23 protein-coding genes are annotated in these 23,847 nt (G+C 56.8%); 14 read left to right on the top strand and 9 right to left on the bottom strand.

Features of this window, described 5'->3' with window-relative positions:
- Positions 1 to 151: 151 nt before the first annotated feature.
- The 3 genes from OK412_RS04735 to fucO all read right to left on the bottom strand — a co-directional run bounded on the left by OK412_RS04735 (position 152) and on the right by fucO (position 2,069).
- Positions 152 to 322 carry a hypothetical protein gene (locus OK412_RS04735; protein WP_010247418.1) on the bottom strand — a complete coding sequence of 57 codons (171 nt, stop codon included), beginning with the start codon at positions 320 to 322 and terminating at the stop codon, positions 152 to 154.
- A 104-nt stretch (positions 323 to 426) separates the two neighbouring features.
- Positions 427 to 600 (bottom strand): GhoT/OrtT family toxin, encoded by a 174-nt coding sequence (locus OK412_RS04730; RefSeq protein ID WP_010247416.1) that lies wholly within the window; start codon positions 598 to 600, stop codon positions 427 to 429.
- Positions 601 to 920: 320 nt separating this feature from the next.
- Positions 921 to 2,069, bottom strand: coding sequence for a lactaldehyde reductase (gene fucO / locus OK412_RS04725; protein WP_052271619.1), 1,149 nt, complete (start codon positions 2,067 to 2,069; stop codon positions 921 to 923).
- A gap of 258 nt (positions 2,070 to 2,327) precedes the next feature.
- Between fucO and OK412_RS04720 the strand changes: the two genes are divergently transcribed.
- Positions 2,328 to 3,965 carry a dihydroxyacetone kinase subunit DhaK gene (locus OK412_RS04720; RefSeq protein ID WP_264352769.1) on the top strand — a complete coding sequence of 546 codons (1,638 nt, stop codon included), beginning with the start codon at positions 2,328 to 2,330 and terminating at the stop codon, positions 3,963 to 3,965.
- A 5-nt stretch (positions 3,966 to 3,970) separates the two neighbouring features.
- Here the strand turns inward: OK412_RS04720 and OK412_RS04715 are convergent, their stop codons facing one another.
- Positions 3,971 to 4,849: a LysR family transcriptional regulator gene (locus OK412_RS04715; RefSeq protein WP_264352768.1), complete on the bottom strand. Its 879-nt coding sequence runs from the start codon at positions 4,847 to 4,849 to the stop codon at positions 3,971 to 3,973.
- Between the two features lie 257 nt (positions 4,850 to 5,106).
- Between OK412_RS04715 and OK412_RS04710 the strand changes: the two genes are divergently transcribed.
- Complete coding sequence (locus tag OK412_RS04710; RefSeq protein ID WP_010247409.1) at positions 5,107 to 5,655, top strand: YbhB/YbcL family Raf kinase inhibitor-like protein; 549 nt, start codon at positions 5,107 to 5,109, stop codon at positions 5,653 to 5,655.
- 52 nt (positions 5,656 to 5,707) lie between these two features.
- Here OK412_RS04710 and OK412_RS04705 read toward each other — a convergent pair whose 3' ends face one another.
- Positions 5,708 to 6,574, bottom strand: a complete 867-nt coding sequence (locus tag OK412_RS04705) for an alpha/beta fold hydrolase (RefSeq protein ID WP_264352767.1) — start codon at positions 6,572 to 6,574, stop codon at positions 5,708 to 5,710.
- 176 nt (positions 6,575 to 6,750) lie between these two features.
- Here OK412_RS04705 and OK412_RS04700 point away from each other — a divergent pair, with 176 nt between their 5' ends.
- The gene (locus OK412_RS04700) at positions 6,751 to 7,338 is read left to right on the top strand and encodes a CGNR zinc finger domain-containing protein (protein WP_010670738.1); all 588 of its coding nucleotides are present in this window, start codon (positions 6,751 to 6,753) and stop codon (positions 7,336 to 7,338) included.
- 53 nt (positions 7,339 to 7,391) lie between these two features.
- Here OK412_RS04700 and proP read toward each other — a convergent pair whose 3' ends face one another.
- Both proP and OK412_RS04690 read right to left on the bottom strand, forming a co-directional pair.
- Entirely contained in the window at positions 7,392 to 8,858 is a 1,467-nt protein-coding gene (proP, locus tag OK412_RS04695) for a glycine betaine/L-proline transporter ProP (protein ID WP_010670739.1), read from the bottom strand.
- A gap of 309 nt (positions 8,859 to 9,167) precedes the next feature.
- Complete coding sequence (locus tag OK412_RS04690) at positions 9,168 to 10,346, bottom strand: aminotransferase class I/II-fold pyridoxal phosphate-dependent enzyme (RefSeq protein WP_264352766.1); 1,179 nt, start codon at positions 10,344 to 10,346, stop codon at positions 9,168 to 9,170.
- A 219-nt stretch (positions 10,347 to 10,565) separates the two neighbouring features.
- On the opposite strand from OK412_RS04690, the gene OK412_RS04685 reads away from it, so the two are divergent.
- The 11 genes from OK412_RS04685 (at position 10,566) to OK412_RS04635 (ending at position 21,172) form a co-directional block, all read left to right on the top strand.
- The gene (locus tag OK412_RS04685; protein WP_187484510.1) at positions 10,566 to 11,378 is read left to right on the top strand and encodes a MetQ/NlpA family ABC transporter substrate-binding protein; all 813 of its coding nucleotides are present in this window, start codon (positions 10,566 to 10,568) and stop codon (positions 11,376 to 11,378) included.
- The gene (locus OK412_RS04680; protein ID WP_264352765.1) at positions 11,375 to 12,409 is read left to right on the top strand and encodes a methionine ABC transporter ATP-binding protein; all 1,035 of its coding nucleotides are present in this window, start codon (positions 11,375 to 11,377) and stop codon (positions 12,407 to 12,409) included. Before OK412_RS04685 ends, OK412_RS04680 begins: the two co-directional genes overlap by 4 nt.
- 34 nt (positions 12,410 to 12,443) lie before the next feature.
- Complete coding sequence (locus tag OK412_RS04675) at positions 12,444 to 13,061, top strand: methionine ABC transporter permease (protein WP_222940270.1); 618 nt, start codon at positions 12,444 to 12,446, stop codon at positions 13,059 to 13,061.
- A gap of 3 nt (positions 13,062 to 13,064) precedes the next feature.
- Positions 13,065 to 15,380 carry a molybdopterin-dependent oxidoreductase gene (locus OK412_RS04670; RefSeq protein WP_264352764.1) on the top strand — a complete coding sequence of 772 codons (2,316 nt, stop codon included), beginning with the start codon at positions 13,065 to 13,067 and terminating at the stop codon, positions 15,378 to 15,380.
- Between the two features lie 131 nt (positions 15,381 to 15,511).
- Complete coding sequence (locus OK412_RS04665) at positions 15,512 to 16,531, top strand: isopenicillin N synthase family dioxygenase (RefSeq protein ID WP_010670745.1); 1,020 nt, start codon at positions 15,512 to 15,514, stop codon at positions 16,529 to 16,531.
- A 22-nt stretch (positions 16,532 to 16,553) separates the two neighbouring features.
- Positions 16,554 to 17,357, top strand: coding sequence for a MetQ/NlpA family ABC transporter substrate-binding protein (locus tag OK412_RS04660; protein WP_033780393.1), 804 nt, complete (start codon positions 16,554 to 16,556; stop codon positions 17,355 to 17,357).
- Positions 17,350 to 18,138 carry a methionine ABC transporter ATP-binding protein gene (locus OK412_RS04655; RefSeq protein ID WP_010670747.1) on the top strand — a complete coding sequence of 263 codons (789 nt, stop codon included), beginning with the start codon at positions 17,350 to 17,352 and terminating at the stop codon, positions 18,136 to 18,138. Before OK412_RS04660 ends, OK412_RS04655 begins: the two co-directional genes overlap by 8 nt.
- The gene (locus tag OK412_RS04650) at positions 18,126 to 18,794 is read left to right on the top strand and encodes a methionine ABC transporter permease (protein ID WP_022624728.1); all 669 of its coding nucleotides are present in this window, start codon (positions 18,126 to 18,128) and stop codon (positions 18,792 to 18,794) included. Before OK412_RS04655 ends, OK412_RS04650 begins: the two co-directional genes overlap by 13 nt.
- Positions 18,795 to 18,803: 9 nt before the next feature.
- Positions 18,804 to 19,874 carry an iron-containing alcohol dehydrogenase family protein gene (locus OK412_RS04645; RefSeq protein ID WP_264352763.1) on the top strand — a complete coding sequence of 357 codons (1,071 nt, stop codon included), beginning with the start codon at positions 18,804 to 18,806 and terminating at the stop codon, positions 19,872 to 19,874.
- A 97-nt stretch (positions 19,875 to 19,971) separates the two neighbouring features.
- Complete coding sequence (locus OK412_RS04640) at positions 19,972 to 20,574, top strand: NAD(P)H-dependent oxidoreductase (RefSeq protein ID WP_264352762.1); 603 nt, start codon at positions 19,972 to 19,974, stop codon at positions 20,572 to 20,574.
- Positions 20,564 to 21,172, top strand: coding sequence for a TetR/AcrR family transcriptional regulator (locus OK412_RS04635; RefSeq protein WP_022624730.1), 609 nt, complete (start codon positions 20,564 to 20,566; stop codon positions 21,170 to 21,172). Before OK412_RS04640 ends, OK412_RS04635 begins: the two co-directional genes overlap by 11 nt.
- A gap of 86 nt (positions 21,173 to 21,258) precedes the next feature.
- On the opposite strand, the gene malG is transcribed toward OK412_RS04635, so the two are convergent.
- Together malG and malF are read right to left on the bottom strand one after the other, a co-directional pair.
- Complete coding sequence (malG, locus tag OK412_RS04630; RefSeq protein ID WP_264352761.1) at positions 21,259 to 22,149, bottom strand: maltose ABC transporter permease MalG; 891 nt, start codon at positions 22,147 to 22,149, stop codon at positions 21,259 to 21,261.
- Positions 22,150 to 22,299: 150 nt separating this feature from the next.
- On the bottom strand, positions 22,300 to 23,823 hold the full coding sequence (malF, locus tag OK412_RS04625; RefSeq protein ID WP_228312687.1) for a maltose ABC transporter permease MalF: 1,524 nt from the start codon (positions 23,821 to 23,823) through the stop codon (positions 22,300 to 22,302).
- Between the last annotated feature and the right edge of the window lie 24 nt (positions 23,824 to 23,847).

Below are 23,847 nucleotides of genomic sequence, written 5' to 3'. Positions count from 1 at the left end.
TGCTGCGGGGGCGTTGGTTGACGTTAACGCTTACGCATCAGAATTGATGTCTGGGCGCTACTTTACTGACCGGTTAGCAGCGTGTAAAGCCTTGTTATGCGATGAAATAGCGCAATTGAGATCTCACAGCAGCGATCGCCTTGTGACAGGATCAATGGAATTCAGGTTCAGGGAAATGACCGCAGTCGTTCTGGCTGGGATTGGAGCCTGGCTGGCAGGTCTGCTGGCGGGTTTCGGCCGCCGGAACCGGTTTTTCAGCGTGCCATGGGGCACTACAGGCACTGAGAAGAGAAACCAGAATCATCACACTGATAACGCGCATATCCGCTCCTTATTAACCGTCATGAACAAGGCCACGTCGGTGATCGGCGGTTTGCAGGTCAGGGACGTCTTACCTGAGTGTGGTATCTAAGGGGATAACGTCAATTAAAACAGAGCAAACATCAGCGCGACAGGAAAACTCATCGGCCAGGTGGCCCCCACCAGAAAGGCGCTCAGCAGTTTGATGCTCAGCTTATCTTTGGCGATGAAGAACGTGATCAGCGTAGCGATCAATGCAACAACGGCATAGAAAATTAGCATACCCTGGTACAGTGTCATTGATATCTCCGCAGCGTCATTAAGGTTTTCGCTGCGCATGATGCGGATTTTTGTGATCCAGATCAAGTGAATCAGGGTTTAGCATCTAAAGAAATCATGGGTAAGGGCAGTTGGTTCGCTCGCTGAACTTCATCGTAACAGCGGGCGATTTCAGGCTGAAACCAGGCGGGATAAACGCGGCTAAAACCTTGGCTGATGCCGTCAGCCAGACTCAACAACCTCTGGCGAAGGCTCCCGGATTAAGCGTTGCCATGACGTAAAAAAGCCCGCCAGCGAGGACGGGCCTGTTATCGGCAGTGCATCACTACAGGATATGCGCTTTAACTCTGGCGGTATAACGCCATCACGTCCTCCAGGTCCGGCGTACGTGGGTTGCCGCCGGTACAGACATCATCCAGCGCGGCCTGTGCCAGTGCAGGGATATCCGCTTCTTTTAAGCCCACTTCACGCAGTGAGCGGGGAATACCCACATCGCGACAGAGCTGACGCACCGCGGCGACCGCCGCTTCCCGCGCCTGATCCAGCGACAATGACTCAACCTGTTTCACACCCATTGCACGGGCAATGTCGCGATATTTTTCGCCAGTGCTTGAGGCATTCCACGCCATCACCTGCGGCAGCAAAATGGCATTGGCTACGCCGTGCGGGACATTGTAAAAGGCGCCCAGCGGGTGTGCCATGCCATGCACCAGACCAAGGCCGACATTAGAGAAACCCATACCGGCCACATATTGTCCCAGCGCCATCTGCTCAACCGCCTCAATATTTCCTGCCACCGATTCGCGCAGTGACTGGCTGATAATCTCAATGGCTTTGAGGTGTAGCATATCGGTCAGGGTCCAGGCTCCGCGCGTGATATAGCCTTCAATGGCATGAGTAAGGGCATCAATACCGGTCGCAGCCTTCAGCGACGCTGGCATGCTCGCCATCATCTCCGCATCAATGATCGCCACTTTCGGTATGTCATGGGGATCGACACAGACAAACTTACGGCGATTCTCTTCATCGGTAATGACGTAATTAATCGTCACTTCTGCGGCGGTGCCTGCCGTGGTCGGGATAGCGATGATCGGCACGCACGGATGACGGGTGGGGCTGACGCCTTCCAGGCTGCGGACATCTTCAAACTCAGGGTTATTAATAATAATGCCGATCGCCTTGCTGGTATCCTGTGGTGAGCCCCCGCCAATGGCGATCAGGTAGTCGGCACCTGACTCTCTGAACACCGCAACACCCTGCTGCACAACCCGAATGGTAGGATTCGGCACCACCTCATCATACACCGCCCAGTCAAGCTGATGTTGCGCCAGCAGATCGGTCACCCGCTTCAGCGCACCCGCCGCGACCAGCGCTTTGTCAGTGACGATCAGTGCTTTTCGCATCCCGCGACGTTGTACCTCTTCCGGCAAATGGCGCAAAGCACCAGCACCAAACCAGGCGGTTTCATTGAGAATCATACGTTGGGTCATTAAAACATCCTCTGTTAACAAATGAATTTTTACCATCCGTGATCCCCGGTTCATGTTCTGCGCAGAACCTCTCACTTTCAGGTAAAGACATTTGATAAAAATCAATCAATTAGTAAAAATCACTGCGCCTGTGTCAGCTGGTTTTCGTGCGGTATGTCTGAAATCAGGCTACAGACCTGTTGATGGATTTCTCACTGTCGTCAGTGATATGTAACACTGGGTCATCAGCAAACCCGCATGCCTATGAGGAAAGAAGACATGACCCGATTCGTAATGAATAAAAAGGATGATCTCGTCGACAGCGCGTTAGATGGCATGATTTACGCCAGCCCGTGGCGCAATCTGGTCCGGTTGCAGGTCGATCCGCGCATTCGCATCGTGATGCGTAATGACTGGCAAAAACAGCAGGTCGCGCTGATTTCCGGTGGTGGTTCAGGCCATGAACCGGCCCATGTCGGCTTTATCGGCAAAGGGATGCTGACGGCTGCCGTCTGTGGCGATGTTTTTGCTTCCCCCAGCGTTGACGCGGTTTACAACGCCATCATCAATATTACCGGTGAGGCGGGATGTCTGCTGATTGTGAAAAACTACACCGGGGATCGCCTCAACTTCGGTCTGGCGGCAGAAAAAGCGCGCAAAGCGGGATTCAGCGTCAATATGGTGATTGTCGGTGATGATGTTGCGTTGCCCGATAACCCTCAGCCACGCGGCGTCGCGGGCACGTTGCTGGTGCATAAAGTGGCGGGCTTCATTGCAGAGCGGGGTGATGACCTGACGGCGGTGACCGAGGCAGCAGAGGCAGCCAGTCGTGCTATCGCCACCATGGGCGTTGCGCTCTCAAGCTGCCATCTGCCGGATGAACAGACCGGCCAGCGGGTGCCAGACGGAAGCGTTGAAATGGGGCTGGGGATTCACGGCGAACCGGGTGTTGACGTCATGCAGACGCAAAACAGTCAGCAGATTGTGCAGCACCTGCTGGAGAAAGTGATGCCGGACAACGATCAGCCACGCGCGCTGTTAATCAATAATCTTGGCGGCATGTCCGCGCTGGAGATGAGTCTGGTCACGCGGGATCTGATTGAGTCGCCGCTCAGCCGGGGCAGTGATTATCTGATTGGCCCGGCTCCGCTGATGACCGCGCTGGACATGAAGGGCTTTTCCGTCACCTCCATGACGCTGACGCCGTTGTTCGAAGAGGCGATCTGTGCGCCGGTTGAGGTCACCGGCTGGGTTCAGGCGGTTAAAATCGCACCGCTGCAGCCGGTAAACGCGGCAAAAGAGGCAACAGCGCATCCGGCGCAACCCTCAGATAACCCGACCGTCGCTGCGTTTGTTAACAGCATCTGTGAAACCCTGATCGCCAGCGAAAGCGAGCTGAACAAACTGGATGCGCAGGTCGGTGATGGCGATACCGGTTCGACCTTTGCTGCTGGCGCACGCCAGATCCAGCGCGAATGTGCAGATAATCAGCTGCCGTTAAATGCCTTGCCCGATCTGCTCGCGGTGACGGGTGAGCGACTGGCGACGGTGATGGGCGGCTCCAGCGGCGTACTGATGGCGATCTTTTTCACCGCTGCTGCGCAGCAGCTGGCCGAAGGCGATGCGCTACCCGCGGCCCTGCAACAGGGTCTGGAGAAGATGAAGCAGTATGGCGGGGCACAACCCGGGGATCGCACGCTGATTGATGCGCTGCAACCGGCAATCGAGGTGCTGGTGGCGGGTAAATCGCTGGCAGAGGCGGCTGATGCGGCACAGCAGGGCAGTGATGCAACCGCCAGCATGGGGAAAGCAAAAGCGGGCCGATCATCTTATCTCAACAGTGCTAACCTCAACGGCGTGTCTGATCCGGGTGCCGTCGCTGTCGCCAGGGTCTTTGCGGCATTAAAAAAACTTTAGTGCTGTCACGACGCTAAACGCGCCTGGAGAAAGGCCAGTAACTGGCGGTTTACTTCGCTGCGCTGACGGTGCTGCGGGTAAACCGCATTCAGAGAGAGTGCGGGCGGCAGATAGTCGTCCAGCACGCTCACCAGCTCACCGCGTTGCAGGGCTGCCTCAACGATAAAGGCGGGTAACAATACCAGTCCTAAGCCTGCCAGTGCGGCATCACGCAGGACCTCGCCATTGTTACTCACCATCGGTCCCTGAACCGCCAGCCACTTGGGTTTACCATTGACCTGCAGTTCCCAGCCATTCTGACCTTCACGTCCGTAGCGCAGACAGGCATGTTGCAGCAAGGCTTCTGGCTGCTGCGGCACGCCTGCCCGTTCCAGATAGCGGGGGCTGCAGCAGATAACCCGCTTCAGCTCGCCGAGCGGGCGGGCAATCAGCGTGGAATCAGCCAGCGTACCGATGCGAATCGCCATATCAACGCCTTCGCCAATCACATCGGCATAGCGGTCAGCCAGCTCAATATGAAACTGCAATGACGGATGGTGGCTCAGAAACTCGGCAATCAGGGGGGAGAGGTGGCTCATGCCAAAGGACATCGGCAGATTGATTCGGAAGGTGCCGCGCAGCGCCTGCTGCTGCTCTGACACTGCCAGTTGCGCTTCCTGAATCTCATCCAGAATGCGCTGAGCATGTTGCGCGAACAGTAAACCTGCATCCGTTACAGACAGCTTACGGGTGTTACGGATCAACAGTCGTACCCCTAATGATGCCTCCAGCGCAGCCATACGGCGGCTGACATACTGTTTCGATAGCATCAGATGCTCAGCTGCTGCAGTAAAGTTGCCAGCATGCATTACCGCAACGTAAATCCGGAGATCTTCAATCTGCATAGTGTCCACTTATCGGTGACAGTGACGATGATTCAGGCGAAACTTCAGCCAGATGCGTTAACTTATATCGGGTAATGCGTCACAGGGCAACGCGTCAGCTCTCTCAGCCAGCGCGACGGAGATCATAGATTTGCCGTTTCCTTACCCCTGAACAGGCGGTCAGTCGGGTCAATCGCGTTAAAGCCGTTATAGTAATCAGGCAGTGACGCAATCCATACGGAACATAATCTCTTGAGTAATCTGATAAGGAGTGGCTGGTGAAAAAATTACTCTGCGCGACGGTGCTGGCCGTTTTGCCAATGACCACGCTGGCAGCGTCGGTATTTACGCTGCAATCACAAGACTTCAGCGATAATGCGCTACTGGATAAAAAGTTTGCCGGTGCGAATAAAAGTAATCCTTCCTGTACCGGTGAGAATATCTCTCCCGAATTGAACTGGTCTGCGATTCCGGCGGGCACCCGCAGTCTGGCTCTTCTGATGACCGATCCGGTCGGGGCCAAAGGGCTCGGTGTTACCCACATGGTGGCCTATAACATTCCCGCCAGCCGCTCGTCATTTGCGCAGGGGGCTCTGACAAAGGGCAAGGACTACACCGGCGGAAAAAATACCCCAGGGACGCTGCACTATTATGGCCCTTGCCCGCCTGCAGGCAGTGGTCTGCATCACTATAACTTTGTGCTGATCGCCACCGATTTGCCGGTGGGTCAGTTAAAAGCGGGGTTAACCCAGGCAGAGCTGGTTGCACAGCTAAAAGGCCATGCGCTGGGCGCGGCAAGTACCGTCGGCCGCTTTAGCAATGAATGACCTGCACGTTTGCAGAGGCAGCGCTGAATAGCCTGCCTCAGCGCGCAGCGGATCAGTCGCCACTGAACATCTCGCGGATGCGCGACGCAATGTGATGCGTGTGTGTCTCCAGCGCGAAGTGGCCGCTATCCAGCATCTCGACCACCGCCTGTGGATTATCCCGCTGCCAGGCCACTGCGCCCGGTGGAATAAAGAACGGATCGTGCTTGCCCCAGATCACCAGCGTTGGCACCTGCTGCTGGCGAAAGAACGCCTGAAATTCCGGATAACGTTTCAGATTACTGGCGTAATTGAGAAACAGGGCCTGTTGAATATCTTTGTTACCGGGGCGCTCCATCAGCAGAGTATCCAGGGTATAGGTTTCCGGGGCGATCTGCTGCGGATCGCTCACCCCATGCAGATACTGCCACTTCACCCCTTCCAGCGTCAGGATGGCGTCACGGATCACCTGACCATTTGCTTCGCTGGGATCGTCCCAGTAGGCGCGGACCGGCGCCCAGGCTTCTCCTAATCCCTCCAGATAGGCGTTACCGTTTTGTGATATCAGTCCGCTGACGCGATCGGGGTAAGCCAGTGCCAGTCGCAGACCGGCAGGTGCGCCATAGTCGAAAACATACATCGCATAATGTTCCAGCCCCAGTGCATCGACAAAGGCGGTCAGCGTCTGGCCCAGCGCGTCGAAGGTCCAGGAATAGTTGCGCTCAGCAGGCACTTCAGTGAAGCCAAAGCCCGGCATATCGGGTGCGATGAGATGAAATTTATCGGCCAGAAGCGGGATCAGATTGCGGAACTGATGTGAAGAGGTGGGAAAGCCATGCAACAGCAGCAGTACCGGCAGGGAAGGATCGCCCGCTTCGCGATAGAAAATATTGACGCCATCGGCCTGCTGGTAACGATAGGAAATGGATTGATCACGCATGCTGAACTCCTGTAACTGGTTAAATGATATTTATGGGGTTACCAAGAGTCATTATGCAGCCAGAATGTAACCTGTCAAATCAATTTATAATGGTTACAAAAGATGCGGTGTAACTATTCAAATAGTACTTTGTCGGTTACAGTGGCATCAGCAGAGTTAACAAGGGAGGCAATATCATGGCGGAAACGCAATCACACACCGCCCAGGGACCGTGGTTTCTGGCCGATCATCCGGCGCTGGATTTCATCAATACCCTGGCCATCGTGGAAGGCCAGCCGCACGACTTCTGGCAAACCGATCAGGATGTTGAAGCCTGGCTACACCAGGCCGGACTGGCACCAGACGCCCCGGCTCCGCAGCATGAACCGGGTGCGCTGTTGGAAGCAGCGCGTCACTTACGTCAGATCATTCGTGATAACGTGCAGCAGCACAAAGCGGGAGAGGGCGTTGATATTCAGGCGCTGAACGCCTGGCTGGGTGAAGCGACCAGCCATCTGCAAATGACCGGGGAGCCGGGTGCCTTAAAAATCAGGCGGGTCTATGCGGGCCAGAGTGTGATGCAGCGGCTGGGACAGGTTGCGGAACAGACCGCGATGTTGCTGGCGCAGGAGGATTTCAGCAGAGTCCGTGGCTGTGAACATCCCGCCTGTACACTGTGGTTTTACGATCGCACCAAAGCGCATCGCCGTCGCTGGTGCAGCATGGCGCTGTGTGGCAATCGGGCGAAAGTGGCGCGTTTCAGGGCAGTTAAATCAGCTGGGTAAACAGATCGGATGGCAGATAAAAAAACACCCTGCAGAGCAGGGTGTCAGAACAGTTATTTCGCGGTGGTCGCTGATGGCTTGTGCCGCTTGCGCAGCTTGTCGATCAGGCGATGCGCTTCCGCTTTGGTCGCTACCGCAGGGGATGAACCGGTCAGCGGTTGACGGGCTGTTTCACGTACCGTCAGAATGGTGAGCAGGCCAATCACGCCCGCGCCCATCATGTAGTAAGCCGGCATCATATTGTTTTTAGTGGTATCCACCAGCCACGCGGTAATCAGCGGTGTCGTACCCCCAAACAGCGATACCGACAGGTTGAAGCCGATGGCCAGCGCACTGTAACGGATATCGGTAGTAAACAGCGCAGGCAGCGTCGAAGGCATAGTGCCGCTGAAGCAGGTGTGCAGTACACCCAGAATCATCAGGCCGCCAAATACCGCCCACATATTACCGGACCCGATCAGCATAAAGCTTGGGATGGCGAGCAGGATCAGACCCACCGCACCAAAGGCAATCACCGGACGACGACCGATGCGGTCAGTCCAGCGACCCCACAGCAGCGTCAGCGGCATCATCACGAACATCGCCACCATCACCAGCAGCAGGCCACTTAACTCTGGCAGACCCAGCACGCCGGTCAGATAGCTCGGCATGTACGAGGTCAGCATGTAGTTAGAGACGTTAAACAGCAGCACCAGACCGATACATTTCATCATCGGTGCGCGGTATTTGCTCAGCATCTGCATCAGCGTCAGACGCGGCTTGCTTTGCTCCAGTGCTTCCTGTTTTTCCATGTGCTGCTGGAAAGCCGGAGTCTCTTCCAGCTTCAGTCGCACATAGAGACCAAACAGGCCCAGCGGCGCGGCGATAAAGAACGGCACGCGCCAGCCCCAGGACATCATCGCCTCATTCGACATCACGGTGGTCATCACCGTGACCAGGCTGGCACCCAGCAGGTAACCACCGATGGTGCCGAATTCCAGGAAGCTGCCCATAAAGCCCCGGCGTTTATCGGTAGAGTACTCCGCGATAAAGGTCGCTGCGCCACCATATTCACCACCGGTTGAGAAGCCCTGGATCAGACGTGCCACCAGCAGCAGAATCGGTGCCATGATGCCTATTGAAGAGTAAGCCGGGATCAGACCGATACAGAACGTACCAATCGACATCATGATCATCGTCATCGCCAGCACTTTCTGCCGTCCGATGCGGTCACCCAGCGGGCCAAATACCAGGCCGCCAATCGGACGGACCAGGAAGGCCGCGGCAAACGTACCAAAGGTGGCGATTAGCTGCACCGCGTTGTTGGCATCCGGGAAGAAGACTTTGCCGATGATCACGGCGAGATAGCTGTATACGCCAAAGTCGAACCATTCCATCGCATTACCTAACGCAGCTGCGCCAACTGCACGCTTCAGCATGTCGTTGTCGATTACGGTAATGTCGTCAACAGTCAGCTCTTTTGGCTTCCTGTTCCAGAAATGTTTCTTTGGGTGTTCAGACGATGAGTTTCTGGTGTCCATATTCTCCTCAGGTGCATCAATGAAGGAGTCTTATAGCTTTCGCAGCCGCAAACAATGTTCAGAAGAAACCGTGGAAATGAAAGCTATAAGAAGCCGAATAAGTTTTAAGTGAAGCGGCAGAAACCGCAGCCGGTAAACTCTAGACTACGATTGTAAGTTTTTGCAAGTTTTCAGCCGAAATAACTGCATTTACTGACAAACCCAGCATAGTGAACTTATTTACGCCTGCTTACGGGTCTGAACATTTGGTAATAACTTGCAGCTGGTGCTCTGGTTATATCTGGAACTGATTTTCCCGATACTGATGCGCTACTTAAACAGTTTCAGTTCGTCGATGCGATCCAGCGCCTGCAGTAATTGCTCCGTCCCGGTTGTCAGGCTGATGCGAATATAATCACGGCCCGCTGCGCCAAACCCGTTACCCGTTGCCACCAGCAGATGACATTGGGCCAGTAGCAGGGCGGCGAACTGCTCCCCGGTGAAACCAGCTGGCGCTGCCAGCCAGAGGAAAAAGGTGCCCTGACGGGCGCGAACCGGCCAGTGCATCGCTGCCAGCCTGGCTAAAATCACTCTGCGGCGCTGATGGTAATGCTCTGCCAGCAAGCTGAGTTGTTCAGCGGGCAGCGACAACGCGGTGATAGCGGCATCCTGCACCGCGCCATACACCGTGCTGTAGCTATGAGTATGAAGTTTTTTAAATGCCGCAATCATCGAGGCGTTTCCCACCGCAAATCCCACCCGCCAGCCTGCCATGAGTGCGCTTTTTGACAGCGTATAGATTTCCACGCCCCAGGCTTTGCCATCGGGCTGTGCCAGCAGACTCAGCGGCTGTTCGCCCGACTCACTGCCCAGCGTGGCATAGGCGAAGTCATGAATCAGCGGAACATGATGCTGGCGGGCGAAGGCCAGCGCGTCGTCGAACAGCGCGGGTGTCGCCAGTGCGCCGGTAGGGTTATGGGGATAATTGAGCAGCAGCAGACCGGCACGCGCCGCGATCTCGTCCGGCACCTGGGTGAAATCGGGCAGGAAATCATTGCGCGCCTCCAGCGGAATGCCATAAAAATCGGCACCTGCCTGACGGGCCGCTGAGCGGTAGAGCGGATAGCAGGGATCGGTAGAGATCAACACCTGCCCCGGATTGAGCAGGGCGCGGGGAAAACCGTTGACGCCAATGTGCGCGCCCTGGAACAGCGCCACTTCAGTTTCAGGATCGAGCGTGACGCCGTAGTGACGCTGGTAGAAGGCTGCGATAGCACCTCGCAGCGCGGGTTTGCCCCAGAACGAGGGATACTCATGGTTCTCCGGTTTCGCTGCCGCAGCCTGTAATGAAGCGATTACCGCGGGCGGCGTTGGCTGACGTGGACTGCCGGAAGAGAGATCGATCAGCGGTAACAGCGCATCATCCAGTTGTGCTGCCTGCTTTTCCAGCATGCTGAAGAGGTTCTCTTCGAGCCCTGCGACCATCTCTGAAGCTGCAAACTCCGCCATATCTCTCCCGCAATAAACAGTGTTAAGCGAAGAAGGATGACACAGCTGACATTAAAATCTTTAGCAGAAATAACGCTGTTCTTTGCAAGGATTCGAATATCCAGCATGTGACTATCGTTAGCATAAATAAGCCAAAGTCGGGGCTGGGTTTTGCCTGTTCCTCTCCGCGATGGCTGTGATTAAATCGATCGCTCTCACAATAATGAATCAGGGCAAACAATGCAGATCACATCCCGGGGAATTATTCTGGCACTGACCACCGCCAGCCTTTTTATTTCTGCCGCTCAGGCAGCCGACCAGAAGAAAATACGGATTGGATTTAATCCAGGGCCTTATAAAGAGCAGTTTGAAAAAGGCGTTGCGCCCTTATTAATCAGGCAGGGGTATACCCTGGAATATAAAGATTTCAGTGATGGGATTCAGGTTAATGATGCCGTTCACCGCGGGACGATTGACGCCAATATCATGCAGCACCCCGTCTATCTGAAGTCGGTTAATGAGCGGCTTGGCATTGATAATGTTGGCATTGTGCAGGTGCCGACCCCGCCAATGGGGCTCTACTCTGAGCGCGTGAAAACGCTGACTCAACCTGCACCGGGCAGCACGGTCTCTGTGCCCAACCAGCCCTCAAATGAGTATCGGGCGGCGCTGTTACTCCAGAGCATCGGCTGGCTCAAAATCAGCCCCGATAGCGATGCTGCCACTTTTTCGCAGAAAAATATCACGGAAAACCCCTACAAAATCGTGCTCAAAGAGATGGATAACGCTCAGCAGGTGCGTGCACTCCCCGACGTTGACTATGGAGTCATTCAGGGCAACTTCGCGGTATCCAGTGGCATGAAACTCAATTCGGCACTGAAACTGGAAGCGGCAACCAGCCAGTTTATTAACGTTGTGACGGTAGCCGGTAAAAATAAGCAGGCTCAGTTTGCCCGTGACATTATTGCCGGCTACCACTCAGCAGAATTTAAAAGCTATATCACCGGAAATGCGCAGTATGCGGGCTATCTGCTGCCAGATTATTTCAAATGAGTCAGGTAGCCATTGCGTTTCGCCATGTCAGCAAAACGTTTGCGCGTAACGGTGCAGAAGTGCAGGCGCTGAAGGAGATTAATCTGCGCATCAACCAGGGTGACATCTTTGGCGTCATCGGCACCAGTGGAGCCGGAAAAAGTACGCTGCTGCGCCTGATTAATCACCTGGAGACCCCCACAACCGGCTCGGTTGAGGTGCAGGGTGAAGCGTTACAAGGGATCAGCAAAAAGCGCTTAATTCAGGTCAAAAAGCAGATTGGCATGATCTTCCAGCACTTCAATCTGCTCAATGCCCGAACGGTGTTTCACAACGTCGCCATCCCACTGATTTTACAGGGCCGGGATAAAGATTTTATCGCCACCCGCGTGGCGGAGCTGCTGGCGTTTGTTAACCTCAGCGACAAAGCCCACAGCTATCCGGATGAACTCTCCGGCGGTCAAAAACAGCGCGTCGGAATTGCCCGCGCGCTGGCAACCAATCCCGCGATTCTGTTGTGTGATGAGGCGACCTCCGCGCTGGATCCCCAGACCACGGTACAGATTCTGCTGCTGTTACAGGAGATTAATCAGCGTTACGGCATCACCATTGTCCTGATCACTCATGAGATGTCGGTGGTACAGAAGATCTGCAACCGGATGGCGGTGATGGAGCAGGGCCGCATCGTTGAACAGGGCGATGTCCTGTCGCTGTTTGCTGAACCGCAACAGTCGGTGAGCGCCAGCTTTGTGCAGTCCGTTATTCACGATCGCCTGCCACAGCAGACCCTTGCGCTGTTAAGCCAGCATCCGGCTGTCGACGTGTTGCGGCTGGAGTTTGTCGGCAGCACGGCACAACAGCCGATCATCAATCGCCTGATCCGTGAACATGAGGTTGAAGTGAATATCCTGTTCGCCAGCATGACGGAAGTTCAGCGTACCATTGTGGGTTTCATGATTGTGCAGATCAAAGGCGAGCCCGCCCGACGCGAGGCGGCCATCCAGTTTCTCATCGCGACCGGAGTGAAAATCTGTGATATCAGAACTCTTTGAAACCGCCGTTACCGGCGATCAGTTCCTGACGGCGATGCAGGACACGCTGATCATGGTGGCGCTATCTCTGGGCTTTGGTTCGCTGCTGGGCCTGCCGCTTGGCATTGTGCTGGTGATCTGTCGTCCGGGTGGGATACAGCCGAATCGACTGGTACATCAGTTGCTGAACCCGATCGTGAATATCATCCGTTCACTGCCGTTTATTATTCTGCTGATCACTATTCTGCCGCTGACGCGCCTGCTGGTGAACACCACCATTGGTACGGCGGGGGCCATTGTGCCGCTGGTGATATTTATCGCGCCCTATATTTCACGGCTGGTGGAGAATGCGCTGCTGGAGGTGGATGAGGGCATTCTGGAGTCAGCCAATGCGATGGGTGCCACCACGCTGCAGACCATCTGGTATTTCATGATACCCGAAGCCGCCTCGTCGCTGGTGTTAGCCCTGACCACCGCCACTATCGGCCTGCTGGGTGCGACGGCGATGGCGGGCACGGTGGGGGGCGGCGGCATTGGCGACCTCGCCATCACTTACGGCTATCAGCGCTTTGATGCCTTTGCCACGATTTCGACTGCGCTGGTGCTGATTGTCATTGTCCAGCTACTGCAAACCCTGGGTACGCGTCTCTCGCGCCGTATCCGACGCGAGTAAGCCATGAAAAAGAATGATTTAGCCGTTATGCACTGGGGTACGTATCACGTCACCACCGATGGGGACACGCTGACGTCGGTCAGGCCGGTGGCGTGGGACCGTAATCCCTCTGCGATCGGGCAGTCGTTACCGGGCGCGGTGCAAAGCGAAACCCGGGTCAAAAATCCGGCCGTCAGGCTCGGTTATCTCCAGAACAGAAGCGCATCCCGCAACGGGCGCGGCAAAGAGCCGTTTGTGGAGGTGAGCTGGGATGTTGCGTTGCAGCTGGTGGCGGAGGAGCTGGGGCGGGTAAAAACAGAGCACGGCAATCAGGCGATCTACGCCGGCTCTTACGGCTGGTCGAGTGCCGGACGTTTCCATCATGCTCAGAGCCAGCTTCATCGTTTCTTTAACCACTATGGCGGCTACACCGCCAGCACCAACACCTATAGCATTGCGGCCGGTGAACGCACGCTGCCGCACATCATCGGCAACCTCGATGAGTTACAACGTCACCATACCCATTGGCCGGTTCTGGCAGAGCATTGCGAACTGTTTGTGGCTATCGGGGGTTTGCCGCTGCGCAATGCGCAGGTCAATGGCGGCGGGGCTAATGACCATGCGCTTTCTCATTGGTTAACCACGCTGCAGCAAAATGGCACCCGGTTTATCAACATCAGTCCGGTCAGAAACGATCTTGCTGGGGTGGCCGATGCGGAGTGGCTGGCGATACAGCCCGGCTCCGATACGGCGCTGTTACTGGCAATCGGGCAGGTGTTAATTACTGAATCTCTCTATGACGCGCCATTCACAGAACGTTACACGGTGGGCTTTGACCACTATGCCGCCTACCTGCTGGGTGAACACGACGGGATAGCTAAAACGCCAGAATGGGCCGCACCGCTGACCGGGCTGGCGGCCGCGAAGATCCGTGCGTTGGCACGGCAGATGGCGGCGCATAAAACGATGGTGAATATTGCCTGGTCGGTGCAGCGGGCGCGGCAGGGCGAGCAGGCTTTCTGGGCCACCGTTGCGACTAGCGCTCTGCTGGGTCAGATAGGCACGCCCGGCGGCGGGCTGGGCTTTGGTTACGCCTCAACCAATCTGGCCGGTGCCGCCCGGCGACAGTTTTCCGGGCCTCGTCTGCCCGCCGGTCATAATCCGGTTCAGGAGACGATTCCGGTGGCACGCATCGCCGACATGTTGCTCAATCCCGGAGGGCACTATGAGTTTGATGGGCAACAGCGGGTCTATCCCGACATCCGGCTGGTCTACTGGGCGGGCGGCAATGTCTTTCATCATCATCAGGATATCAACAAGCTGATACGCGCCTGGCAGCGGCCGGACACTGTAATTGTGCATGAGCAGTTCTGGACGGCGCAGGCAAAATTTGCCGACATCGTGCTGCCTGCGACCACGTCGCTGGAGCGTGAAGATATTGGCAGCGCCAGCAACGACGGTTTTATCATCGCCATGCCGCAGCATCTGCCGCCGTTTGCAGCTGCAAAATCGGATTACGCAATTTTTGCCGCTCTGTCGCAGCGGCTCGGTTTTGCTGACGCCTTTACGCAGGGGCGTGATGAGCGCCAGTGGCTTCAGTCACTCTATGAAGATTCCCGGCCACGCGCGGCAGCGCAGGGCATCGAACTGCCGCCCTTTGAGGCGTTCTGGTCACAGGGAGTGGTGGAGTATCCCGCGCCAGAGACGCCGCAGATCCTGCTAAAACCGTTTCGCGATAACCCGGAGTCAGCCCCGCTCAGCACGCCGTCGGGGAAAATCGAGCTTTTTTCTCAGCAGGTGGCCGATTTCGGGTATGACGAAGCGCCCGGATTTGCCTGCTGGTATGCGCCGGAATACCAGGCGCAACAGCAGGAAAAGCAGCAGTGGCCGTTGCATCTGCTCTCCAGCCAGCCACGGACCCGGTTGCATAGTCAGTACGATCATGGACGGGTCAGCCGGGCCACCAAAATTGCCGGGCGTGAGCCACTCTGGATGCATCCTGAAGATGCTGCTGCGCGCGGCATTGAGGAGAACAGCATCGTAAAAGTCTTTAACGGACGCGGCGCGCTGCTGGCGGGTGTGCATCTGACGCAGGATATCCTGCCGGGTGTCGTACAGATGTCGACCGGCGCCTGGTATGACCCGCTCGATCAGCAGGAGGGCCAGCTGCTGGATAAACACGGCAATCCCAATGTGCTGACCCAGGATAGCGGCAGTTCACGACTCGGCCAGGGGTGCAGTGCGCAGACCTGTTTTGTCGAGATTGCGCTTTATCAACAGCCTTTGCCTGAGATTACGGCATGGTTACCGCCGGCATTCGTGGCGTGGAGCGCAGAGTAATCTGCGGGTTTATAGCCCGCGGCATGGTGGGATATTCCCATCCGTCGCATATCTATAGCAGGATTAGTTGGTAGTTAACGCATAAATGAAATGGCAGTGTAAGGCGATTCCATGCCAACAGAGTGTCAATCATGAGCGCGTTAACCACAGCAGAATTGCCGGTAATTGATTTCGCATTATTGTCAGGTAATCAACAGCAGCAGCAACAGGTCCTGGAAAAATTAAGCCAGGCCGCGCGTGATGTCGGTTTCTTCTATTTAATCAATCACGGCATCGACCGTGAATTATTAGATGAGGTTCAGCACGTCGCGCGGAAATTTTTTGCCCTGCCACAGGCGGATAAATCCGCGGTGGCGATGGCTAACTCGCCGCATTTTCGTGGCTATAACCTGGCGGGCGTGGAAATAACCCGCAGCCAGCCCGACTATCGCGAGCAGTTTGATATTGGTGCGGAACGGGAAGCGCTGCCCGTTACCGCCGATTCACCCACCTGGCAACGGATGCAGGGGCCGAATCAGTGGCCTGAAGCCTTACCTGAACTGCAAACGGTGGTCACCCGCTGGCAGCAGCAGATGACAGCGGTGGCGCTGGAGCTGCTGCGCGCCTTTGCCGGGGCACTGAATCTGCCGCGCAACGCCTTCGATAACCTCTATGGCGACTATCCCAACGAACATATCAAACTGATCCGTTATCCGGGCCGCACGGAGGGCGAGTCACGCCAGGGTGTTGGCGCGCACAAAGATTCAGGCTTCCTGACGATGTTACTGCAGGACGATCAGCCGGGCTTACAGGTGGAAGTGACGCCGGATAACTGGATCGATGCCTCACCACTGCCGGGCGCGTTTGTGGTGAACATTGGCGAGCTGCTGGAGCTGGCGACCAACGGTTATCTTCGCGCAACGGTGCACCGTGTGGTGTCGCCACCGCAGAGCAGCGAGCGCTTATCCATCGCCTTTTTCCTTGGCGCGCAACTCGACGCCGTGGTGCCGATCTATCAACTGCCTCCTCAGCTGGCTGAACTGGCACAGGGACCGAGCAGCGATCCGCTTAATCCGCTGCTGCGCGAAGTGGGCTGGAACTACCTTAAAGGCCGGCTGCGTTCGCATCCGGAAGTTGCCCAGCGTTTCTACCCCGAACACAACACCCACTGATAACGATAAGAGATAAATGATGATGATTAAAAAGCGCTTTCTGGCCCTGGCCGGTCTTTCACTGCTGATTGCCCAGAGTTTACAGGCCGCGCCGCTGCGCGTAGCGGCCGATCCGCTGCCCCATGCGGAAATCCTGGAGTATGTCAAAACCCTGGATCCGAAACTGGATCTCAAAATTGTTGAGCTGAGCGGGGGCGTGAATGCCAATGAGCTGCTGGCCGCCGGGGATGTGGATGCCAACTACTTCCAGCATCTGCCTTACCTGAAAGATCAGGAGAAGGCGCTGGGGAAAACCTTTGCCGTGGCCGCCAGTGTTCACATCGAGCCGCTGGGTATCTATTCGCGGAAAGTGAAAAGTTTAGCGGCGCTACCTGAAGGGGCCAGCATTGCGGTACCGAACAATACCACTAACCTGAGCCGCGCACTCTGGCTGTTGCAGGACAAAGGGGTGATCAAACTCAACGCGCAGGGTGAAACGGGTTCGACGCTGGTGACGCCAAAAGATATCAGTGATAACCCGAAGAAAATTAAGATCGTTGAGATTGAGTCGCCGCAACTGCCACGCTCGCTGGATGATGTGGATGCCGCAATTATCAACGGCAACTACGCGCTTGAAGCAGGTCTGACCCCATCGAAAGATGCGCTGGGACTGGAGTCTGCAGCACATAATCCCTACGCCAACCTGCTGGTAACGACGCCAGAACTGGCGAAAGATCCCCGCGTATTACAGCTGGCGAAAGATCTGCGCTCGCCGCAGGTAGCGGAGTTTATCCGTAAAAATTATCAGGGCTCAGTGATTCCGGTTGCGGACCAGCAGCATGATTAAACTCAGTCATCTCAGCAAACAGTATCCTGGCGCATCTGCGCCAGCGTTAGACGACATCTCACTCACCATCGAAGAAGGGACCATCTTTGGCATCCTCGGTCGGAGCGGAGCGGGAAAAAGTACACTATTGCGCTGCCTCAATCGGCTGGAGAGTCCCACCAGCGGCCTGATTGAAATTGACGGGCAGGATCTCGCTGCGATGAGCCTGGCGCAACTGCGTCAGCAGCGACAGCAGATGGGGATGATCTTCCAGCACTTCAATCTGCTGCATTCGCGCAACGTGCAGGACAACGTCGACCTGGCGCTGGAGATTGCCGGTGTGCCTGCGGCTGAACGCCGCGAGCGGGTCGCATCGCTGCTGAAACTGGTGGGGCTGGCCTCCTTTGCGGCGGCCTGGCCGTCGCAGCTCTCCGGTGGACAGAAACAGCGCGTCGGCATCGCCCGCGCGCTGGCCGCCCGACCCCGTTATCTGTTGTGCGATGAGGCGACCAGCGCGCTGGATCCCGAAACCACCACTTCGATTCTCGATCTGCTGGCCGATATTCAGCAGCAGCTCAATATCACCATTGTATTGATCACCCATGAAATGGCGGTGGTGAAGCGGATTTGTGACGGGGCGGCGCTGCTTGAGAATGGCCAGCTGGTTGAGAGCGGCAGCCTGAGCCAGATCATGGGACGTGAAGAGGGACGCCTGCGCAAAATGCTGCTGAAGGATGGCGAAGCAGACCGGGCGTTTATCGAAAAATATCAGCGTGAGGCGTTAACCCGATGCGTAGCATGAGTAGTGAGCGGTTTCAGGAACTGCTGCTGAACGCCACTGGCGAAACACTGTATATGGTGTTGCTGGCGGCCCTTTTCACGGTCGCGATAGGGCTGCCGGTAGGCGTGCTGCTATTTCTGACCCGGCCAAAAGGCATTCTGCCCAATCGCGCGATTTCACTGCTGCTGAATACGCTGGTAAATACCGGACGCGCCTTGCCATTTGTGGTGCTGCTGATTGCGCTGATCCCCTTTACCCGTCTGCTGGTCGGCACCACGCTGGGCAGCACTGCCGCTATTGTGCCGATTACGCTGGGGGCATTTCCCTTTTTCGCCCGCATCGTGGAGAACGCGCTGGATGAGGTCGACCGCGGCCGTATAGAAGCGGTGGTATCAATGGGCGGTACCCTGTGGCATATCGTCAGCCGTGTGCTGCTGCCGGAAGCGCTTCCCGCGCTGGTGGCGGGCGTTACCCTGACGATTGTGATGTTGATTGGCTTCTCGGCGATGGCGGGTGTGGTTGGCGGTGGCGGGCTGGGCGATCTGGCGATTCGCTACGGTTATCAGCGCTTTGATAACCAAATCATGGCGGCCACCATTGTGGTGCTGCTGGCGCTGGTAATGCTGATTCAGAAACTCGGCGACCGGCTGGTGCGCTCGCTGGCTTATCGTCGATAAGGGGGAACGATGTTTCGCGTGATGTCGCCGAAAGGCTATCTGCAACGGCCAGGGCTGCGGGCCGGGGTGGGAGAAATTATCCGGCCGCTTGCCTCGCATATTCACATCTTCACCTCGCCGCGGGCCTGGCAGGCGGTGAATCCTGACATGAGCATAAGTCTGGAACGGGCGGGGATCCGCTGGCAGCTCGACACGCTGACCGGTGAGTGTACCGATGCGGCGATTGCTGCCCTGCAACAGCAGGTGCAGACGCACGGCGCTACCCTGATTCTGGCAGTCGGCGGCGGGCGGGTTCTGGACTGCGCCAAAGCGGTCAATGATGCGCTGCCGGATATCCGGCTGGTTAACTTCGCCACGCTGGCCGCCACCTGTGCCGCCTGGTCTCCGCTGGCGATTATCTATGATGAGCGCGGCGGCCATCTGCGCAGCCAGCCGCTTAATGCCATGCCGGAGCGGATTCTGGTGGACAGCGAGGTCATCGCCCGCAGCAAGGTACGCTATCTGCGGGCCGGAATCGTGGATGCGCTGGCCAAATGGTTTGAATTTGAGCCTTATCAGCGACAGACGCCGCACCAGCTGGCGCTGGATCTTAAAGTCGCAGCCGCCTGGCAGGCGGTGACGGTGCTGAAACGCTGGGGAGACACGGCAGTGGCCGATAACATCAGGCAGCAGGTCACCCCGGCGCTGGAGAAAGTGATTGAAGCCAACATTGTGCTGGCGGGGCTGGCTAACAGTATTCAGGATGCGATGGCAACCCCCGGTTTTGCCCACATCATCCACGATCGCCTGACTCACCAGCCGGAGCTGCATCACTGGCTGCATGGTGAAAAGGTCGGCTTTAGCTTGCTGGTACAATCCTGGATTGAACAGCAGGGTAAGCAGGTGGAGCCTGAACTGCTGGCGCTGCTGCGCCGTTTCCACTCGCCTCTGACGCTGCCTGCGGCGATTAACGCGGACAGGATGAGACAGATTGCGCAGCAGATCCATTTCCCCTCCGCCAGCCTGGCGCACCTTCCCTTTACGTTCGATCACCCTCTGCTGGAGCAGGCCTTGCTGGCGACTTCTGCGTTTAAACAGTAAGTGCGGTCAGCGAATCGATCAACGGTCGCCGCTTGCTAACCTACCAATAGTAACTTACCTTTAGTAGCTTAATGGCTAATCAGGTAAGGTGACGACGATGAATGCATTAATAGTGACTTCCCATCCCAATCAGGACGCTCACACCCACCGCGTGGCGGACCAGCTGGCGCAGGGCATTATCGCGACAGGCCATCATACGGCTGAAAAGGCCGATCTGGCGGCAGAAGGGTTTGATCCAGGTTTTTCGCTCAGCGATCACAGACATTTCAACGGTCTGGCACCGACGCCGCCCGATGTGCTGGCAGAACAGCAGCGGCTGGATCGTGCCGATGCGCTGGTGCTGGTCTATCCGGTCTACTGGTGGTCATTTCCGGCACAGCTTAAAGGCTGGATAGACCGCGTCTTCATCGCGGGCTGGGCCTTTGATGAGCAGGATGGCCATATCGTAAAACGCCTCGGCCATCTTCCCGTGCATCTGGTTGCGATTGGCGCGGCTGACACCCGAACCTTTCTGCGGCGCGGCTATTTCGCCAGCATGCGGAATCAGATTGATCACGGCATCTTTGACTATTGCGGTGCGCCGGTGGTGACCAGTGAACTGTTGCTGAGCGGCGATGAAGGTTATCCTGAGTCACACTATCAGCTGGCGCATCAACTGGGCCAGCGTCTGTTCGCCCATCAGGAAAAACATGACCGTTGAAAAAACACCCCGTAAGCGTCTGTCACGCGAAGCACGACGCAGGCAGTTGTCAGACGTCGCGTGGCAGATAATGCAAACCGAAGGCAGCGAGGCACTGACGCTGGCCAGAGTCGGCGACGCGGCGGGGGTCAGTAAACCGGTGGTTTATGACCACTTCACCACCCGTCATGGATTGCTGGCGGCGTTGTATGACGATTTTGATCGTCGCCAGACCGAAAAGATGGAAGCGGCGATGAATGCCGCACCGATGGTGATGCAACAAAAAGCGGAAGTGCTTGCGGCCTGTTATGTGGATTGTGTGATGACGGAGGGGCGTGAGATTCCGGAGTTGCTGTCAGCGCTCAGCACCTCACCGGAACTGGCTGCCGTCAAACGCCACTATCAGCTCGACTTTATCGCCCGCTGTCAGCGCTGGTTTGTCCCTCTGGCAGGCAGCAGCGGTATTCCGGAAGCAGGCATGTGGGGCTTGCTGGGGGGCGCGGATGCCATCGCAGGTGCGGTGGCACGCGGCGATGTCAGCAAACGGGAAGGAGAACAGGCGATCACTGCCATGGTCGTGGCGCTGGTGGCAGGCAGCCGTGCGTCGGAATCGGATTAGCATAAAAAAGGCGGCCCGCAGGCCGCCGAATCCTTCAACCACAACAGGCGTTGTGTAAGTAGTGGCAACGTACAATGATGATCGTTTTAGCCTTTCACCCCGCCTGCGGTTAAACCGCTCACCAGCCAGCGCTGCGCCAGCAGGAAAACCAGGGTGATCGGAATCGCGGAGAGCACCGCCGCGGCGGCGAAATCGCCCCACAGATAGTTCTGCGGATTGAGGTACTGCTGCATTCCGACCGCCAGGGTGTAGCTGTTTACATCGCGCAGCAGCAGCGAGGCGACCGGCACTTCAGTCACCGCGGCGATAAACGCCAGAATAAACACCACCGCCAGAATCGGCACCGACAGCGGCAGCAGCACCAGCCGGAACGCCTGCCACGGCGTTGCGCCATCCAGCGCGGCGGCCTCTTCCAGTGACCCGTCGATAGTTTCGAAATAGCCTTTGATAGTCCAGACATGCAGCGCGATACCGCCCAGATAGGCGAATATCACCCCACCGTGGGTATTCAGCCCGATAAAAGGCAGATACTGACCGAGACGATCAAACAGGGCATAGAGCGCCACCAGCGACAGCACCGCCGGGAACATCTGGAAAATCAGCATTCCTTTTAGCAGGCTGGAACGGCCGGTAAAGCGCATACGGGCAAAGGCATAGGCGCAGGTGGTAGAGAGCGCCACGATGCCCAGCGCACTGATTGCCGCAATCTTGATCGAGTTCCATAACCAGAGCAGCACCGGGAAGGGCGGCGGTGTCACCCGGCCATCCGCATGTTCCACGCTGAAACCCAGCGCCAGACGCCAGTGCTCCCACGAGATCTGCTCCGGGATCAGGCTGCCGGTGGCGAAGTTCCCGGCACGCAGCGAAATCGCAATCACCATCAGCAGGGGAAAGAGAATCGCCGCGATAAATAACAGCAGCAGCAGATGCGTGGTGAACAGACGCAGCCGTTGCGATTTCGGTTGTACCATAGCCATAACAACTCCTCTGAGCCTGGTCCATCAGGCTATTTTATTTGTCAGTCTGAACCCGGGCAGTGCTCACAATCCTCACCTCCCAGGTTCCGGTTGTTCCACGCTCTTCGCGTCCGGACTGCCTGCAACCATGACGCCTGTCGGGCCAGGCGCTTAGTCGAATTTCATCCGCGAGGCTTTCAGGTTAATCACCGCCAGCGCACCCACCAGCAGGAAGATCAGCGTGGCGATAGCGGCGGCCAGCCCAAAGTCCTGCCCGCCGCCGCCCTCAAAGGCGATACGCCAGGTGTAGTTCACCAGCAAATCGGTGTAACCGGCTGGCGTGGTGGTGCCGAGGCGATCCGGCCCGCCGTTGGTGAGTAATTGCACCAGCACAAAGTTATTAAAGTTAAAGGCAAAGCTGGCGATCATCAGCGGCATCAGTGGTTTCAGCAGCAGCGGCAAGGTAATCAGGAAGAAGTTCTGCAGCGGTCCTGCACCGTCCATCGCCGAGGCTTCATAGAGATCGTCCGGAATCGCCTTCAGCAGGCCCATGCAGAGGATCATCATGTAGGGGTAGCCGAGCCAGGTATTGACGATAATCAGCATGGTGCGCGCCAGCGTCGGGTCGCTGAACCAGGCCGGCTTCACGCCAAACAGCGCGCTGAGCATCACGTTGATTTCACCAAAGCTTTGGTTGAACAACCCCTTGAAAATCAGGATCGAGATAAACGCCGGAACGGCATAGGGCAGAATCAGCATCACCCGATAGACCGCTTTGCCGCGCAACGCCTCCCACTGCACCAGACAGGCCAGCACCATTCCCACCGCGACGGTCAGCACCACCGTGATCAGCGAGAAGAGTAGCGTCCAGCCAAATATCGCCAGGAACGGCTTCTGAATCCCTTCGTCAGTAAACACCCGCACGAAGTTTTTCCAGCCGGTATTCACGGTAAAGCCGGGACTTAAGGTTTCGTTCGCCCAACGGCCGTCGGCGTTAATCGCCTGGTAGAAACCAGTCTGCGGATTTGCACGATAGCGCGCGTTACTCTGCTGGTTGATCAGCTCATCCTGCGCATCCACCCGATAGAGCGGCTGGGTGCCGGAGAACTGGCGCAGCGAACTCATCCGCAACTGACGACCATCCGGCAGTTCAGCCCGGATCTGGCTCAGTGCCTGACGATGGGTCGTGATCGCTCTGAAGTTCGCCCGTTCACCTGACGGTGGTGCGGCAGGGGCCATTTTCAGCGTCTGTTCAGCGCCAAACTGAAACGGCGGCGAAACATAGTCTTTGCCATCATTCAGCACCAGCTGCCAGCGATCGCCGGCCGGGAACAGAGAAAAACTGACTGCTTCACCCGACTGGAAGGTGCGGCCCAGCAAAACCTGCTGCGCCCGTTCAAAGGTGAGCTGGTTGCTGCTGCTGTAGTTGGTAAAGGCAATGGCAATTGTGCAGGCAAGGGGAAACAGTACAAACAGCGCCATTCCCGCCACGCCGGGATAGACATAACGCCACGCATAGGCGCGACGGTTAGCAAAAATCCACAGTCCGGTCGCACTGAGGATCAGCGTCAGCAGCGCAAACAGATATTCGCCCTGCGCGTACATCAGCACCAGCAGATAGCCGACCAGCAGACAGCAGATCCCGATGAGAACGCTTTTCAACAGCACACTGCGCGTTTTCGGTTTTCCTGACATGATGCGGTTTTCCTTAACGGTCAC

Source organism: Pantoea sp. JV6 (genome assembly GCF_025910055.1).
GTDB lineage: Bacteria > Pseudomonadota > Gammaproteobacteria > Enterobacterales > Enterobacteriaceae > Pantoea > Pantoea agglomerans.
The sequence above is the reverse complement of the archived record's forward strand: the minus strand, read 5'-3'. Positions and strand labels throughout refer to the sequence as shown.

Excerpts from the sequence above, each read along its gene's own strand:
- OK412_RS04735 (WP_010247418.1), bottom strand. The coding sequence starts at position 322 with ATGCGCGTTATCAGTGTGATGATTCTGGTTTCTCTTCTCAGTGCCTGT.
- OK412_RS04730 (WP_010247416.1), bottom strand. The coding sequence starts at position 600 with ATGACACTGTACCAGGGTATGCTAATTTTCTATGCCGTTGTTGCATTG.
- fucO (WP_052271619.1), bottom strand. The coding sequence starts at position 2,069 with ATGACCCAACGTATGATTCTCAATGAAACCGCCTGGTTTGGTGCTGGT.
- OK412_RS04720 (WP_264352769.1), top strand. The coding sequence starts at position 2,328 with ATGACCCGATTCGTAATGAATAAAAAGGATGATCTCGTCGACAGCGCG.
- OK412_RS04715 (WP_264352768.1), bottom strand. The coding sequence starts at position 4,849 with ATGCAGATTGAAGATCTCCGGATTTACGTTGCGGTAATGCATGCTGGC.
- OK412_RS04705 (WP_264352767.1), bottom strand. The coding sequence starts at position 6,574 with ATGCGTGATCAATCCATTTCCTATCGTTACCAGCAGGCCGATGGCGTC.
- OK412_RS04700 (WP_010670738.1), top strand. The coding sequence starts at position 6,751 with ATGGCGGAAACGCAATCACACACCGCCCAGGGACCGTGGTTTCTGGCC.
- proP (WP_010670739.1), bottom strand. The coding sequence starts at position 8,858 with ATGGACACCAGAAACTCATCGTCTGAACACCCAAAGAAACATTTCTGG.
- OK412_RS04690 (WP_264352766.1), bottom strand. The coding sequence starts at position 10,346 with ATGGCGGAGTTTGCAGCTTCAGAGATGGTCGCAGGGCTCGAAGAGAAC.
- OK412_RS04685 (WP_187484510.1), top strand. The coding sequence starts at position 10,566 with ATGCAGATCACATCCCGGGGAATTATTCTGGCACTGACCACCGCCAGC.
- OK412_RS04680 (WP_264352765.1), top strand. The coding sequence starts at position 11,375 with ATGAGTCAGGTAGCCATTGCGTTTCGCCATGTCAGCAAAACGTTTGCG.
- OK412_RS04675 (WP_222940270.1), top strand. The coding sequence starts at position 12,444 with ATGCAGGACACGCTGATCATGGTGGCGCTATCTCTGGGCTTTGGTTCG.
- OK412_RS04670 (WP_264352764.1), top strand. The coding sequence starts at position 13,065 with ATGAAAAAGAATGATTTAGCCGTTATGCACTGGGGTACGTATCACGTC.
- OK412_RS04665 (WP_010670745.1), top strand. The coding sequence starts at position 15,512 with ATGAGCGCGTTAACCACAGCAGAATTGCCGGTAATTGATTTCGCATTA.
- OK412_RS04660 (WP_033780393.1), top strand. The coding sequence starts at position 16,554 with ATGATTAAAAAGCGCTTTCTGGCCCTGGCCGGTCTTTCACTGCTGATT.
- OK412_RS04655 (WP_010670747.1), top strand. The coding sequence starts at position 17,350 with ATGATTAAACTCAGTCATCTCAGCAAACAGTATCCTGGCGCATCTGCG.
- OK412_RS04650 (WP_022624728.1), top strand. The coding sequence starts at position 18,126 with ATGCGTAGCATGAGTAGTGAGCGGTTTCAGGAACTGCTGCTGAACGCC.
- OK412_RS04645 (WP_264352763.1), top strand. The coding sequence starts at position 18,804 with ATGTTTCGCGTGATGTCGCCGAAAGGCTATCTGCAACGGCCAGGGCTG.
- OK412_RS04640 (WP_264352762.1), top strand. The coding sequence starts at position 19,972 with ATGAATGCATTAATAGTGACTTCCCATCCCAATCAGGACGCTCACACC.
- OK412_RS04635 (WP_022624730.1), top strand. The coding sequence starts at position 20,564 with ATGACCGTTGAAAAAACACCCCGTAAGCGTCTGTCACGCGAAGCACGA.
- malG (WP_264352761.1), bottom strand. The coding sequence starts at position 22,149 with ATGGCTATGGTACAACCGAAATCGCAACGGCTGCGTCTGTTCACCACG.
- malF (WP_228312687.1), bottom strand. The coding sequence starts at position 23,823 with ATGTCAGGAAAACCGAAAACGCGCAGTGTGCTGTTGAAAAGCGTTCTC.